Source organism: Caballeronia humi (genome assembly GCF_001544475.1).
In the GTDB taxonomy this organism is placed as follows: Bacteria; Pseudomonadota; Gammaproteobacteria; order Burkholderiales; family Burkholderiaceae; genus Caballeronia; species Caballeronia humi.
Genome location: NZ_FCNW02000054.1, coordinates 20,207 through 34,094, shown reverse-complemented (window position 1 = coordinate 34,094; position 13,888 = coordinate 20,207). Strand labels below are relative to the sequence as shown.

Annotated in this window: 12 protein-coding genes and 1 pseudogene; all 13 read left to right on the top strand. The window is 62.7% G+C overall.

The annotated features are described in order from the left end of the window. Window positions 1-76 (top strand): annotated as a pseudogene (sdhB, locus tag AWB65_RS29145) (succinate dehydrogenase iron-sulfur subunit); the annotation flags it as partial. Between the two features lie 14 nt (window positions 77-90). Then, on the top strand, window positions 91-363 hold the full coding sequence (locus AWB65_RS29140; protein ID WP_087670434.1) for an FAD assembly factor SdhE: 273 nt from the start codon (window positions 91-93) through the stop codon (window positions 361-363). 104 nt (window positions 364-467) lie between these two features. Further along, window positions 468-1,769 carry a citrate synthase gene (gene gltA, locus AWB65_RS29135; RefSeq protein WP_087660235.1) on the top strand — a complete coding sequence of 434 codons (1,302 nt, stop codon included), beginning with the start codon at window positions 468-470 and terminating at the stop codon, window positions 1,767-1,769. A gap of 341 nt (window positions 1,770-2,110) precedes the next feature. Then, window positions 2,111-3,520 carry a 3-isopropylmalate dehydratase large subunit gene (gene leuC / locus AWB65_RS29130; protein WP_087670433.1) on the top strand — a complete coding sequence of 470 codons (1,410 nt, stop codon included), beginning with the start codon at window positions 2,111-2,113 and terminating at the stop codon, window positions 3,518-3,520. Window positions 3,521-3,553: 33 nt separating this feature from the next. Beyond that, entirely contained in the window at window positions 3,554-4,204 is a 651-nt protein-coding gene (gene leuD / locus AWB65_RS29125; protein WP_087670432.1) for a 3-isopropylmalate dehydratase small subunit, read from the top strand. Window positions 4,205-4,250: 46 nt separating this feature from the next. Beyond that, window positions 4,251-5,318: a 3-isopropylmalate dehydrogenase gene (gene leuB / locus AWB65_RS29120; RefSeq protein WP_087660238.1), complete on the top strand. Its 1,068-nt coding sequence runs from the start codon at window positions 4,251-4,253 to the stop codon at window positions 5,316-5,318. Between the two features lie 384 nt (window positions 5,319-5,702). Then, window positions 5,703-6,824: an aspartate-semialdehyde dehydrogenase gene (gene asd, locus AWB65_RS29115; protein ID WP_087660239.1), complete on the top strand. Its 1,122-nt coding sequence runs from the start codon at window positions 5,703-5,705 to the stop codon at window positions 6,822-6,824. Window positions 6,825-6,947: 123 nt separating this feature from the next. Beyond that, the gene (locus AWB65_RS29110; protein WP_087670431.1) at window positions 6,948-9,368 is read left to right on the top strand and encodes a FimV/HubP family polar landmark protein; all 2,421 of its coding nucleotides are present in this window, start codon (window positions 6,948-6,950) and stop codon (window positions 9,366-9,368) included. Window position 9,369: 1 nt separating this feature from the next. Further along, complete coding sequence (truA, locus tag AWB65_RS29105) at window positions 9,370-10,188, top strand: tRNA pseudouridine(38-40) synthase TruA (protein ID WP_087670430.1); 819 nt, start codon at window positions 9,370-9,372, stop codon at window positions 10,186-10,188. Beyond that, window positions 10,181-10,849, top strand: a complete 669-nt coding sequence (locus AWB65_RS29100) for a phosphoribosylanthranilate isomerase (protein ID WP_087670429.1) — start codon at window positions 10,181-10,183, stop codon at window positions 10,847-10,849. Before truA ends, AWB65_RS29100 begins: the two co-directional genes overlap by 8 nt. Window positions 10,850-10,896: 47 nt before the next feature. Further along, window positions 10,897-12,090, top strand: a complete 1,194-nt coding sequence (gene trpB / locus AWB65_RS29095; RefSeq protein ID WP_087670428.1) for a tryptophan synthase subunit beta — start codon at window positions 10,897-10,899, stop codon at window positions 12,088-12,090. 11 nt (window positions 12,091-12,101) lie between these two features. Continuing rightward, a complete protein-coding gene (locus tag AWB65_RS29090) occupies window positions 12,102-12,989 on the top strand; it encodes a DNA-methyltransferase (protein WP_087670427.1) in 888 nt (295 codons plus the stop codon). 71 nt (window positions 12,990-13,060) lie between these two features. Then, window positions 13,061-13,864 (top strand): tryptophan synthase subunit alpha, encoded by an 804-nt coding sequence (trpA, locus tag AWB65_RS29085; RefSeq protein WP_087670426.1) that lies wholly within the window; start codon window positions 13,061-13,063, stop codon window positions 13,862-13,864. Window positions 13,865-13,888 lie beyond the last annotated feature (24 nt).

Sequence of the window (13,888 nt, the reverse complement as noted above, 5' to 3'; positions counted from 1 at the left end):
CGTATGCCCGAAGGGGCTCAATCCCACGAAGGCGATCGGCAAGATCAAGGAATTGATGGTGCGGCGGGCTGTCTGAGATGGACTCTTGCCATGGGTGACATTCCGCATCAGTCCGACCCTCTACGTCGTGCGCGTCTTCGCTGGCGCGCGCGACGCGGCCTGCTGGAAAACGACTTGATCTTCGAGCGTTTCTTCAGCCGATATGAGCATGACCTCAGTGACGCCGACGTGGCCGTTTTGACCCGTCTGCTGGAACTGAGCGACAACGACCTGATGGACTTGCTGCTCGCGCGCAAGGAGCCAGAAGGCGAACTGGCTTCGCCGGACATGACCCGCGTGCTCGGGATGCTGCGCACCGTCTGATTTCAGCGGAAATTCGCAAAACCCCCGAAACTGTAGTTTTGCCGCGCCGCTCCGTCGTGCAAATTATCGAAAACCTGTATCCATACTTCGATTGAGGATGTGCTATGACCCCGTCAGATGTTAAAGCCACGCTATCGTTCAGCGACAACTCGCCGAGCGTCGAATTGCCGATCTACAAGGGCACGATGGGCCCCGACGTAATCGACATCCGCAAGTTGTACGGTCAGACCGGCAAGTTCACGTATGACCCGGGCTTCATGTCTACGGCGGCGTGCAATTCCGCCATCACCTATATCGATGGCGACAAGGGCGAACTGCTCTATCGCGGCTATCCGATCGAGCAACTGGCGGTGAACGCCGACTTTCTCGAATCGTGCTATCTGCTTCTGAAGGGTGAACTGCCGAACAAGGCGCAAAAAGCCGAGTTCGTCGACACCGTCACGCGTCACACGATGGTGCACGAGCAGATGCACTTCTTCTTCCGCGGCTTCCGTCGCGACGCGCACCCGATGGCGGTGCTGGTCGCAGCGGTCGGCGCGTTGTCGGCGTTCTATCACGATTCGCTGAATATCAACGATCCGCGTCACCGGGAAGTCTCGGCGATCCGCATGATCGCCAAGCTGCCGACGCTCGTCGCGATGGCGTACAAGTTCAGCATCGGCCAGCCGTTCGTGTATCCGAAGAACGACCTGTCGTACAGCGCGAACTTCATGCACATGATGTTCGCGAACCCGTGCGAAGAGTACAAGGTCAACGACGTGCTCGTGCGCGCCCTCGACCGTATCCTGATCCTGCACGCGGACCACGAGCAAAATGCGTCGACGTCCACTGTGCGTCTCGCCGGTTCGTCGGGTGCGAATCCCTTCGCGTGTATCGCGGCCGGTATCGCTTGTCTGTGGGGGCCGGCGCACGGCGGCGCGAACGAAGCGGCGCTGAACATGCTGGAAGAGATCGGCTCGGTCGACAACATCCCCGAGTTCATCAAGCAGGTGAAAGACAAGAATTCGGGCGTGAAGCTGATGGGCTTCGGCCACCGCGTGTACAAGAACTACGATCCGCGTGCGAAGCTGATGCGCGAAACGTGCCATGAAGTGCTCGAAGAACTCGGTCTGCACGACGATCCGCTCTTCAAGCTCGCGATGGAACTCGAAAAGATCGCGCTCGAAGACGAATACTTCGTGTCGCGCAAGCTGTATCCGAACGTCGACTTCTACTCGGGCATCGTGCAGCGCGCACTGGGCATTCCGACGTCGATGTTCACGTGTATTTTCGCGATGGCGCGTACGGTGGGCTGGATCGCGCAGTGGAACGAGATGATCGCTGATCCGGAGCAGAAGATTGGCCGTCCGCGTCAGCTGTTCATCGGCGAGGCGCCGCGCGAAGTCAAGGCGATCGACAAGCGTTAAGCGCTTTCGGTTTGCCGCAGACAAGGAACCCCGCCTCGGCGGGGTTTTTTGCATCCTGACAGGCAAGAGATGTGCAGGACGGCTGAAGCGCATATCCGGCACGCGCAACATCGTCCAAGCCCGTGAAACGAAACACTTTTCGACTCGGCAGGATGCGTGAGAGGCATTTCGCGCGCCGTCGAAAACCATCCGGGTATCACCCATACAGGTAGCGCCACTACCACCCAACTCCCTGTTTTTTATCGGTTTTTTCTCTCCAAGCCGAAACATGCGTGCTTTCTTGGTGGCATAATCGACCGACACCTAGAACGATCCCCGCAGTCACTTTGAAAGCGCTCACCATGTCACAGACTCTGTACGACAAACTGTGGAACTCGCACGTGATCCACACCGAGGAAGACGGCACTTCCATCCTCTATATCGATCGCCACCTGCTGCATGAAGTGACGAGTCCGCAGGCGTTCGAAGGCCTGAAGCTGGCCGAGCGCCCGGTGTGGCGCATCAGCGCGAATCTGGCGGTGTCGGATCACAACGTGCCCACCACCGACCGCTCGCACGGCATCGCGGACCCGATCTCGAAGCTCCAGGTCGATACGCTCGACGCCAACTGCGACGCCTTCGGCATCACGCAGTTCAAGATGAACGATTTGCGCCAGGGCATCGTGCACATCATCGGGCCGGAGCAGGGCGCGACGCTGCCGGGCATGACCATCGTCTGCGGCGACTCGCATACGTCCACGCACGGCGCGTTCGGCGCGCTGGCGCACGGCATCGGCACGTCGGAAGTCGAGCACGTCCTCGCCACGCAAACGCTTTTGCAGAAGAAAAGCAAGAACATGCTGGTCAAGGTCGAGGGCCAGTTGCCGCGCGGTTGTACGGCGAAGGACATCGTGCTCGCGATCATCGGCAGGATTGGCACGGCGGGCGGCACAGGCTACGCGATCGAATTCGGCGGTTCGACCATTCGCGCGCTGTCGATGGAAGGCCGCATGACGGTCTGCAACATGGCGATCGAGGCGGGCGCGCGCGCTGGCATGGTCGCCGTGGACGACACCACGATCAACTACCTGAAGGACCGTCCGTACTCGCCGCAGGGCGCGGAGTTCCAGCAGGCGGCCGAATACTGGCGCCAGTTCAAGTCGGACCCGGACGCGCAGTTCGATCGCGTGGTCGAGTTGAACGCCGCGGAAATCGTGCCGCAGGTGACGTGGGGCACGTCGCCGGAAATGGTGACGTCGATCGACGGCCGCGTGCCCGATCCCGAGCGCGAAAAAGACCCGGTCAAGCGCGACGCGCTGGAACGCGCGCTGCATTACATGGCGCTCACGCCGAACACGCCGATCGAATCGATCAAGCCGGACAAGATTTTCATCGGCTCGTGCACGAACGCGCGAATCGAAGATTTGCGTGCGGCCGCTTACGTCGTGAAGACGCTCGGACGCCGCGTTGCGCCGAACATCCGGCTCGCGATGGTCGTGCCGGGCTCGGGGCTCGTGAAGGCGCAGGCCGAGCGCGAAGGGCTCGACAAGGTCTTCACCGACGCCGGCTTCGAATGGCGCGAACCGGGCTGCTCGATGTGCCTCGCGATGAACGCCGACCGGCTGGAGCCGGGCGAGCGCTGCGCATCGACGTCGAACCGCAACTTCGAAGGCCGTCAGGGCGCGGGCGGACGCACGCATCTCGTGAGCCCGGCGATGGCGGCGGCCGCGGCGATCGAAGGGCATTTCGTCGATATCCGCAAGCTCGCCTGAACTGAAGCGCACAACATTCACCGGTAAAGCGTCATGGAAAAATTCATTGTTCACAGCGGCCTCGTGGCGCCGCTGGATCGCGAAAACGTCGATACGGACGCGATCATTCCGAAGCAGTTCCTGAAATCGATCAAGCGCACGGGTTTCGGCCCGAACGCGTTCGACGAATGGCGTTATCTCGACGTCGGCCAGCCCGGCCAGGACAACAGCAAGCGTCCGCTGAACCCGGACTTCGTGCTGAATCAGGAGCGCTACAAGGGCGCGTCGATCCTGCTCACGCGCAAGAACTTCGGCTGCGGCAGTTCGCGCGAACACGCGCCGTGGGCGCTTGACCAATACGGCTTCCGCGCGATCATCGCGCCGAGTTTCGCCGACATCTTCTACAACAACTGCTTCAAGAACGGCCTTTTGCCGATCGCGCTGACGGAGCAACAGGTCGACAAGCTGTTCAACGAGACGTACGCGTTCGTCGGCTACTCGCTGACGGTCGACCTCGAAGCGCAGGTCGTGCGCACCGGCGACGGCACCGAATTTCCGTTCGAAGTGCCGGGTTTCCGCAAGTTCTGCCTGCTGAACGGTTTCGACGACATCGGCCTCACGCTGCGTCACGCCGACAAGATTCGCCAGTTCGAAGCGGAGCGCCTCGCAAAGCAGCCGTGGCTGAACAACCGGCTTGTGCGCTAAGTCGTCCGCTGAGCGTCCGATAACTTTCAACTGATTGGGAAACGATATGAAGATTGCAGTGCTGCCCGGCGATGGCATCGGTCCGGAGATCATGAAGGAAGCCGTCAAGGTGCTGAACGCGCTCGGCGAGAAGTTCGAGCTCGAAGAGGCGCCCGTCGGCGGCGCGGGTTACGAGGCGAAGGGCCACCCGCTCCCGGATTCCACGCTCGCGCTCGCGAAGGAAGCCGACGCGATCCTGTTCGGCGCGGTCGGCGACTGGAAATACGATTCGCTCGAACGCGCGCTGCGTCCCGAGCAGGCGATTCTCGGCCTGCGCAAGCACCTGCAGCTCTTCGCGAATTTCCGGCCGGCGATCTGTTATCCGCAACTGACGGCGGCGTCGTCGCTGAAGGCGGAAATCGTTGCCGGGCTCGACATCCTGATCATCCGCGAGTTGAACGGCGACATCTACTTCGGCCAGCCGCGCGGCGTGCGTTCGTCGCCGGACGGCTTGTTCGAGGGCGCGAAGGAAGGCTTCGACACGATGCGCTATTCCGAACCGGAAGTGCGCCGCATTGCGCACGTCGCTTTTCAGGCGGCACAAAAGCGCCAGAAGAAGCTGACGAGCGTCGACAAGGCGAACGTGCTGGAGACGTCGCAACTGTGGCGTGACGTGATGATCGACGTATCGAAGGAATACGCGGACGTCGAGCTGTCGCACATGTACGTCGACAACGCCGCGATGCAACTCGTGAAGGCGCCGAAAGCGTTCGACGTGGTCGTCACCGGCAACATGTTCGGCGACATCCTCTCCGACGAAGCCGCCATGCTGACCGGCTCGATCGGCATGCTGCCGTCGGCATCGCTCGACAAGAACAACAAGGGCTTGTACGAGCCGTCGCACGGATCGGCGCCGGACATCGCGGGCAAGGGCGTGGCGAATCCGCTCGCAACCATCCTCTCGGCCGCGATGATGCTGCGCTACTCGCTTGGCAAGACCGAGCAGGCGGACCGCATCGAAAGCGCGGTGAAGAAGGTGCTGGAGCAGGGTTACCGCACCGGCGACATCGCGACGCAGGACGGCAAGACCGTCGGCACGAAGGAAATGGGCGACGCGGTGCTGGCGGCGCTTTAACGCAGGGCGACGCGATTGGCGCTTTTTCGAGAAAGCGCTGATCGCGTGAAAACTTCTCTTTTCGCCGCTTATCCCGCACGATCCGCTTGAAATTCAGTGAATCGCGACGCTGGTGAGGCGAAAAGAGCGGGTTATCGTGTAGACTGTTTTCTTATGGCGAAGATCTCTCAAATCTCTCTGGACTCGATTTCACGCGGCGAAACGGCCCGCGCGATTCGGCTCGCCACGGTTACGCGCATCGGCACGTCGTGCACGTCCAAGCGCATTACAAAAATCTCCCACAAAACGATCACGATTCGCTGATCGTCCGTCGTGTCCGCCCATCTTCCCCGCGCGGTCACGCCGGGTAAAGTTGCGGGGAAGCGTCCACTTCAAGGGTTAGTCATGAACGTAGGTCTCGTTGGTTGGCGCGGCATGGTCGGCAGCGTCCTGATGCAACGCATGCAACAGGAAGGCGATTTCGATCTGATCGAACCGGTGTTTTTCAGCACCAGCAATGCGGGCGGCAATGCGCCGTCGTTCGCTAAAAACGAGACAAAGCTGAAAGATGCGACAAGCATCGACGACCTGAAGAAGTGCGACGCCATCATTACGTGCCAAGGCGGCGACTATACGAACGACGTCTACCCGAAGCTGCGCGCGGCGGGCTGGAAGGGCTACTGGATCGACGCGGCATCGTCGCTGCGCATGAAGGACGACGCGGTCATCATCCTCGATCCGGTGAATCTGAACGTCATCAAGGATTCGCTGGTTGCGGGCGGCCGGAATTTCATCGGCGGGAACTGCACGGTCAGCCTGATGCTGATGGCGCTCGGCGGCCTGTTCCGCGAAAACCTCGTTGAATGGACGACGGCCATGACCTATCAGGCCGCCTCCGGCGCGGGCGCGCAGAACATGCGCGAACTGCTCAGCCAGATGGGCGCGTTGCACGGCGCGGTGAAGGAAGAACTGGCGAATCCGTCGTCGGCGATTCTCGACATCGACCGCCGCGTACTCGCCACGATGAACAGCGACGCCATGCCGACCGAAAACTTCGGCGTGCCGCTCGCCGGTTCGCTGATCCCGTGGATCGACAAGGATCTCGGCAATGGGATGTCGAAGGAAGAGTGGAAGGGCGGCGCCGAAACCAACAAGATCCTCGGCAAGCCGGCGATGGGCGAGCCGGGCTCGGTGCCGGTCGACGGTCTGTGCGTGCGGATCGGCGCGATGCGCTGCCATTCGCAGGCGCTCACGATCAAGTTGCGCCGCGACGTGCCGCTCGACGAAGTGAACGGCATTCTCGCTTCGGCCAACGACTGGGTGAAGGTCGTACCGAACGAGCGCGAAGCGTCGATGCGCGATTTGTCGCCGGCGGTGGTGACGGGCACGCTGACGGTTCCGGTCGGCCGTCTGCGCAAGTTGGCGATGGGCGGCGAGTATCTGTCGGCGTTCACGGTCGGCGATCAATTGCTCTGGGGCGCGGCCGAGCCGTTGCGTCGCATGTTGCGCATTCTGCTCGACAAGTGAAGTAAACTACGCGCCAACGACGCGCGTAGTCACGAAAAGCGTCGCGTTTTCCGCGGCGCTTTTTGTTTTTGTGCGGCTGATCTTTTTGCTTTTTTTACGTTCTTCGACGTGCCTGGAGCCTCAATGACCCTTCGACTTCGTCGGCCCTTCGTCCCCTCGTCACGCGGATCATCGCGCGGCGTGTTGCTCGCGTTCGGTGTCGCGTGCGTCATCATTTTCGGGGCGAATGTCGGCGATGCGCGGGCGCAGGCTAGCGATGCTTCCGCTGCTTCAAGCGCTTCGGCTGCTGGCGGCGCACAGTACACGGTCAAGCCGGGGCAGTCGCTCAACGATATTTCCGGCGAACTCACCGGATCGACGGATCGCGCGACGCGTGAAAAGATGTCGCGCGCGCTATTCGATGCGAATCCAGGTGCGTTCATGGGGCGCGATCCGAGCCGGCTCAGGCTCGGGGCGGTTCTGAATGTGCCGTCAGTGGATTTGGGCGCTTCAGCGGCGTCGGTGGCTTCAGCAGCTTCAGCAGCGAGTGCGGCGGCTGCGGCTGTTGAGACGGCTCCGGCTCAGACTTCCGCGCCGGCTGTCACTGGCTCAACGTCGCCCGCGCCCGCGACGACGGGTGCGGCTCTCAATGCGCAGCGCGAGGAGTCGGCGTCGGCTGCGGGCGGCGCGAGCGAGCCGCACGTCGCTGGCGGGACGATTCAGGCCTCGGGTACGGCGGAAACGCCAGCTGCTTCGGCTGTGTCCGAGACCGCCGCTGCGCCGAGCGCATCGGCTGTCACGCCGGCCAGCGCGGCAGCGTCGGCTCCGGTGACCGCCACCGCGGCCTCGCGGAATCCGATGGCGATCTATCTCGGCGCCGGCGCTTTTGCGGTGCTGCTCGTGCTTTTTCTGTTGAACAAATCGAAGCGCCGTCGGGAGGCTGAAGCGGAAGCCGTGGCCGTCGAACGCAGTGCCGTGCCGCCTTCAGCGACTGCAGTTGCTGAGAATCTCGAAGGCGTATCGATACAGCGCGACGAGGCGGAGTTGAACGCGGTCGCCGCGAGCCTCGAAGACTACGACGCACCGCAATCATTCGATACCCCGACCGACGACGAGCCTCGCGCCACGCCGGCCAGCGCCCAAGCCGACAAGCCCGTTCGGGTGACGGACGCGCCAGTGCGCGAAACGGCATCGCGGCCGGCTCCGTTCATGCCCGAGGCGCCCGCCGCGCGACATCGCGACTTCGTGCCGCCGTTGCGTACCGTCGCTCAGATTGAAGCGGAGGCGCAGGCGCTGGAGATTGAGAAGCAGGAAGCGCTGGCTCGGGAGGCGGCTGAGCGGGAGGCGGCGGCGCGTGAGGCAGCGCAGCGCGAAGCTGCGGAGCGTGCAGCGGCAGAACGTGAAGCAGCAGAACGCGAAGCAGCAGCCCGTGAAGCGGAAGCGCGAGAAGCAGCAGAACGTGAGGCGGCAGCGCGTGCAGCGGCAGAACGTGAGGCGGCGGAACGTGAAGCCGCAGCGCGAGAAGCCGCAGAACGTGAAGCGGCGGAACGTGAAGCGGCGGAACGTGAAGCCGCAGCGCGAGAAGCCGCAGAACGTGAAGCGGCAGAGCGTGAAGCAGCAGAGCGTGAAACGGCAGAACGCGAAACGGCAGAACGCGAAGCCGCAGCGCGTGCAGCGGCAGAACATGAGGCAGCAGAACGTGAAGCGGCGGCGCGTGAGGCTGCAGAACGGGAAGCGCAGGCGCGCGAAACGGCAGGGCGAGAAGCCGCAGAACGTGACGCGGCCGAGCGTGAAGCAGCAGCGCGTGAGTCGGAACAGCGCGAAGCCGATGCACGGGCAGCCACAGCCCGCGAGGCAGAAGCGCGCGATGCAGAACGACGCACCAGTGAGGCACGTGAAACCGCCGCGCGCGAAGCAGCGCTACGCGAAGCCGCCGAGCACGCCGCGCAACAACGCGCGCTTAGCCCCCTCGAACCCGACGACGAACCCACTCCCGCCGCTCGTCTCCCGCAGCCGAAATTCCCCCGCGAGGCGATCGAGGCGCTTGGCTCACTCGACCTGACGTTGCCGCCCCGCCGCGACCTGTCATCCTCGTCGATTTCACCATCGCCTGTTACGCCCCAGCCGTTGGCAGAACCGGCAGCCGCGTCGCGAGCCGCCCACGACGACTTGATCAATCCGACCCCTATCAAACCCCAACCCGTCGCAGAACCCAGCGTCCTGAAACGTCAAACGCAAACCGACCCTTCGTCGGCCGCAGCGGAAATCGAAGCCGGCACCACCGGCGCAGCCTCCGTCGCGGGTCTCGGCGCATCGAAATTCGGCCCGATGAGCCTCGACTTCAAGCTCGACCCCAAATCGAGCCACACCGACCCGCTGCCCGCCTTCACGCCCCAGCAAATAGCAGCGATCGCGCGCAACAAGCTGGAACTCGCGGCCGAATATATCGACCTCGGCGATATGTCAGGCGCGCGCACACTGCTGCAGGAAGTAATCGAATCGAACGATCCCGCGACGCGCCAGCAAGCCGCCGCGCTCCTCTCGACGCTCGCGCCGCATTCCTGACATGCGCATTGCTTTGGGTGTCCAGTACGACGGATCGGCGTTTTGCGGCTGGCAATCGCAGCCGCACGGCAAGACGGTGCAGGATGAACTCGAACGCGCGCTGGCCGAATTCACGCAAACGCGTGTGCAGACGATCGTCGCGGGGCGGACGGATACGGGCGTCCACGGCCTCGGCCAGGTCGTCCATTTCGATACCGCCCTCGACCGCACCGATTTTTCATGGGTGCGCGGCACGAACGCGTTTCTGCCGCCGACGGTCGCCGTGCAATGGGCGAAGCCGATGTCCGACGATTTTCACGCGCGCTTCGCCGCGTTCGAGCGGACCTATTACTACGTGCTGTACGTGCACCCGGTTCGCTCGCCGATGCTATCCGGCCGCACCGGCTGGGCCCACACGCCGCTCGACGCCCAGGCGATGCGCGATGCGATCGCGTGTCTCATCGGCGAGCATGATTTTTCGTCGTTTCGCGCGGCCGATTGCCAGTCCAAAACGCCGGTCAAGCACATGCATCAGGTCGACATCCGCGAGCAGGGCGATTTCATCCACTTCCGCTTTCGCGCGAACGCGTTCCTGCATCACATGGTGCGCAACCTGATGGGCTGCTTCGTCGCGATCGGTCGCGGCCGGCATCCGCCTTCGTGGATGGCCGACGTCCTCGCCGCTCGCGATCGCAAAGCCGCCGCGCCGACCTTCATGCCCGACGGCCTGTATCTGGCCGAGGTCGGTTATCCTGAAAACTTCGCCGTGCCCGCGCCGCACCTCGGCAGCATGCCGTGGCGCGCCGTTTGGGCAGATTCGGATTCAATTCGAAATGACTGACCCGACCCTCCATCGCACGCGGATCAAGCTCTGCGGCCTGTCGAAAGCCGACGACGTGAAACACGCCGTCGAACTGGGCGCGGACGCCGTCGGATTCGTGTTCTACGACAAAAGCGCGCGATCGGTGAGCGTCGCGCAGGCCGCGGAACTCACCCGGCATATTCCGCCACTCGTATCGTCGGTCGGGCTGTTTGTGAACGCGAGCGCCGACTGGATTCGCGAAGTGACATCGAACGTGCGGCTTTCGCTGTTGCAATTTCACGGCGACGAAACGCCCGATCAGTGCGCCCAGCTCGCCGCGACTGCGGGTTTGCCCTGGTGGCGCGCCGTGCGCGTAGGGCCTGATGCGACTGCGGCCTATTTGATAGAATCATCTCTTAATTATTCGGCAGCCGATGGCCTCTTGCTCGACGCACTCGTCGACGGCTACGGCGGCGGTGGAAAGGTATTCGATTGGTCACTTATCCCAACAGATCTCGGGCATCGGGCCGTTTTGAGTGGTGGGTTGAACGCTCAAAACGTCCTTGACGCAATCCAGCGAGTGCGCCCGTACGCAGTCGATGTCTCCAGTGGCATCGAAGTACCGGGCGCCAGGGGTGTGAAAGATCACACCCGAATGGCGGCGTTCGTGCGCGCAGTGCGCGCGGCGGATGCCGGGTGAATCGAACGTGGCGGCGCCTGCTCGCCACGACCACCGAGAGTGATGCAATGTACAATTTACCTGACGAAAGAGGCCATTTCGGCCAATATGGCGGCGTGTTCGTCTCCGAAACGCTGATCCATGCCCTCGATGAATTGCGCGATGCCTATGACGTCGCGAGCAAAGATCCCGAATTCATCGCTGAATACGAGTACGAACTGAAGCATTACGTCGGCCGTCCGTCGCCGATTTATCACGCGAAACGTTGGAGTCAGATGCTCGGCGGCGCGCAGCTCTATCTCAAGCGCGAAGACCTGAACCACACCGGCGCCCACAAGGTGAACAATGTGATCGGTCAAGCGCTGCTCGCGCGCAAAATGGGCAAGCCGCGCGTGATTGCGGAAACGGGCGCGGGCCAGCACGGTGTCGCGACCGCGACGATCGCCGCGCGTTTCGGCATGGAATGCGTGGTCTACATGGGATCGGAAGACGTGCGCCGGCAGGCCGCGAACGTTTATCGGATGAAACTGCTCGGCGCAACCGTGGTTCCCGTCGAATCCGGCTCGAAGACGCTGAAGGATGCGCTGAACGAAGCCATGCGCGACTGGGTGACGAACGTCGAAAACACGTTCTACATCATCGGCACGGTGGCTGGACCGCATCCGTATCCGATGATGGTGCGCGACTTCCAGCGCGTGATTGGCGACGAGTGCCGCGTGCAGATGCCCGAGATGACCGGCCGTCAGCCGGACGCGGTTATTGCGTGTGTTGGCGGCGGATCGAATGCGATGGGCATCTTCTATCCGTATATCGAAGACGAAGCCGTGCGTTTGATCGGTGTCGAAGCGGCCGGTGACGGTATCGAGACGGGTCGTCACGCGGCCTCGCTGATGGGCGGAAGTCCTGGTGTGCTGCACGGTAATCGCACCTATCTGCTGCAAGACGAAAACGGCCAGATCATCGAGACACACTCGATTTCCGCGGGTCTCGACTATCCGGGCGTCGGGCCCGAGCACGCATGGCTAAAGGACATAGGGCGCGCGGAATATGTCGGCATCACCGACGATGAAGCGCTCAAAGCCTTCCACGACTGTTGCCGCATCGAGGGGATCATTCCCGCGCTCGAATCGAGTCACGCGCTGGCGTACGGCGCGAAGCTCGCGCAGACGCTGCCGAAGGACAAGGTGCTGCTCGTCAACCTCTCGGGCCGCGGCGACAAGGACATGCACACGGTCGCCGAGCGATCGGGCATCCAGTTCTGAGCGCCCGGGCGATGCGCAACGTGATCGACGAATCGCTGTCGGTGGGCGCCCTGCAGTCGGGCAAACCCGACATCGACATTCGCAACCGCGATTTCCTGATCGATGCAGCGACAATTCCCGACGCCTCGATCGACCTGATCGTGGCGGACCCGCCTTACGGCCTGGGCAAGGACTACGGCAACGATTCGGACATGCTTTCCGGCGAGGCTTTCCTCGACTGGACGTATGGCTGGCTCGATCTCGTTATTCCGAAACTCAAACCGACGGGTTCGCTGTATATCTTCTGCACCTGGCAGTATTCGCCCGAGTTGTTCGTCTTCCTCAAGCGCCGGTTGATGATGGTCAACGAGATCGTCTGGGACCGGCGCGTGCCGAGCATGGGCGGAACGACGCGTAAATATACGTCAGTGCACGATAACATCGGTTATTTCGCGGTATCGAAGGATTACTACTTCGATCTCGATCCCGTGCGCATCCCCTACGACGCCGTCACCAAGAAGGCTCGTTCGCGCAAACTGTTCGAAGGCAGTAAGTGGCTGGAGCTTGGCTATAATCCAAAGGATCTCTGGTCGGTATCGAGGCTGCATCGGCAGCACGCCGAACGCGTCGATCACCCGACCCAGAAGCCTCTGGAAATCGTCGAACGCATGGTGCTCGCGAGTTGTCCGCCGGGCGGCCGCGTGCTCGATCCGTTCATGGGCAGCGGCACCACGGCGGTCGCGTGCGCCCGTCATGGCCGCCAATTCACCGGCTACGAAATCAATTCCGATTACTGCGCGATCGCGGAGCAACGCGTCGCCGAGGCGAAAGTCGTGCGCCTCGCGCCGGTCGCCGCAGGCAAAGCATCGGGCGGGATCGAAATCGAGCCGGCGCAAAGCCCCGCCACTGAAGCCGAATGACGTCTGCGCGTCACTGACTCAAAGCCCGGCGCGCGAAGCCGCCGGGGCTTACGTTTACAGAGAAAACTCTCATGTCCCGTATCAAGAATACTTTTGCGGCACTCGCCGCGCAGGGCAAGAAAGGGCTGATCCCGTTCATCACGGCAGGCGATCCGAATCCCGAGCAGACTGTCGAATTCATGCACGCGCTCGCCAAGGGCGGCGCGGACGTGATCGAGCTCGGCGTGCCATTTTCCGATCCGATGGCCGATGGCCCGGTAATCCAGCGCTCGTCGGAACGGGCTTTGGCGCGCGGTGTGTCGCTGAAAAGCGTGCTCGCCGACGTCAGGCGCTTCCGCGAAACCGACGACAAAACGCCCGTCGTGCTGATGGGCTACGCGAATCCGATCGAACGCATGGGCGCCGACGCCTTCGCGAAAGCCGCGAAGGATGCGGGCGTCGACGGCGTGCTGGTGGTCGATTACCCGCCCGAAGAATCGGTGGAATTCGGCCAGTCGATGCAGCAGGCCGGCATCGATCCGATCTTTCTGCTGGCTCCGACTTCGACCGATGAGCGCATCGCCGCGGTCGGCAAGGTGGCAAGCGGCTACGTCTATTACGTGTCGCTCAAGGGCGTGACCGGCTCGGCAAATCTGGACGTTTCCAGCATCGCGAGTAAAATCCCGGCCATCAAGGCGCACGTGTCGTTGCCAGTCGGCGTCGGCTTTGGAATACGCGATGCCGAGACTGCCCGCGCCGTCGCCGATGTCTCGGACGCGGTCGTGATCGGCAGCCGGCTCGTGCAGTTGCTCGAAGAAGCATCGCCGGACACCGCCGCTGACACGCTGACCCGCTTCATCGCCGACATCCGCTTGGCGCTCGATTCTGCAAAATAAACGCGGTTTCGCGGCTGAAACGGC

What these genes read in the sequence shown, in the direction of transcription:
- AWB65_RS29140 (WP_087670434.1), top strand. Translation starts at nt 91, where the DNA reads ATGGGTGACATTCCGCATCAGTCCGACCCTCTACGTCGTGCGCGTCTT.
- gltA (WP_087660235.1), top strand. Translation starts at nt 468, where the DNA reads ATGACCCCGTCAGATGTTAAAGCCACGCTATCGTTCAGCGACAACTCG.
- leuC (WP_087670433.1), top strand. Translation starts at nt 2,111, where the DNA reads ATGTCACAGACTCTGTACGACAAACTGTGGAACTCGCACGTGATCCAC.
- leuD (WP_087670432.1), top strand. Translation starts at nt 3,554, where the DNA reads ATGGAAAAATTCATTGTTCACAGCGGCCTCGTGGCGCCGCTGGATCGC.
- leuB (WP_087660238.1), top strand. Translation starts at nt 4,251, where the DNA reads ATGAAGATTGCAGTGCTGCCCGGCGATGGCATCGGTCCGGAGATCATG.
- asd (WP_087660239.1), top strand. Translation starts at nt 5,703, where the DNA reads ATGAACGTAGGTCTCGTTGGTTGGCGCGGCATGGTCGGCAGCGTCCTG.
- AWB65_RS29110 (WP_087670431.1), top strand. Translation starts at nt 6,948, where the DNA reads ATGACCCTTCGACTTCGTCGGCCCTTCGTCCCCTCGTCACGCGGATCA.
- truA (WP_087670430.1), top strand. Translation starts at nt 9,370, where the DNA reads ATGCGCATTGCTTTGGGTGTCCAGTACGACGGATCGGCGTTTTGCGGC.
- AWB65_RS29100 (WP_087670429.1), top strand. Translation starts at nt 10,181, where the DNA reads ATGACTGACCCGACCCTCCATCGCACGCGGATCAAGCTCTGCGGCCTG.
- trpB (WP_087670428.1), top strand. Translation starts at nt 10,897, where the DNA reads ATGTACAATTTACCTGACGAAAGAGGCCATTTCGGCCAATATGGCGGC.
- AWB65_RS29090 (WP_087670427.1), top strand. Translation starts at nt 12,102, where the DNA reads ATGCGCAACGTGATCGACGAATCGCTGTCGGTGGGCGCCCTGCAGTCG.
- trpA (WP_087670426.1), top strand. Translation starts at nt 13,061, where the DNA reads ATGTCCCGTATCAAGAATACTTTTGCGGCACTCGCCGCGCAGGGCAAG.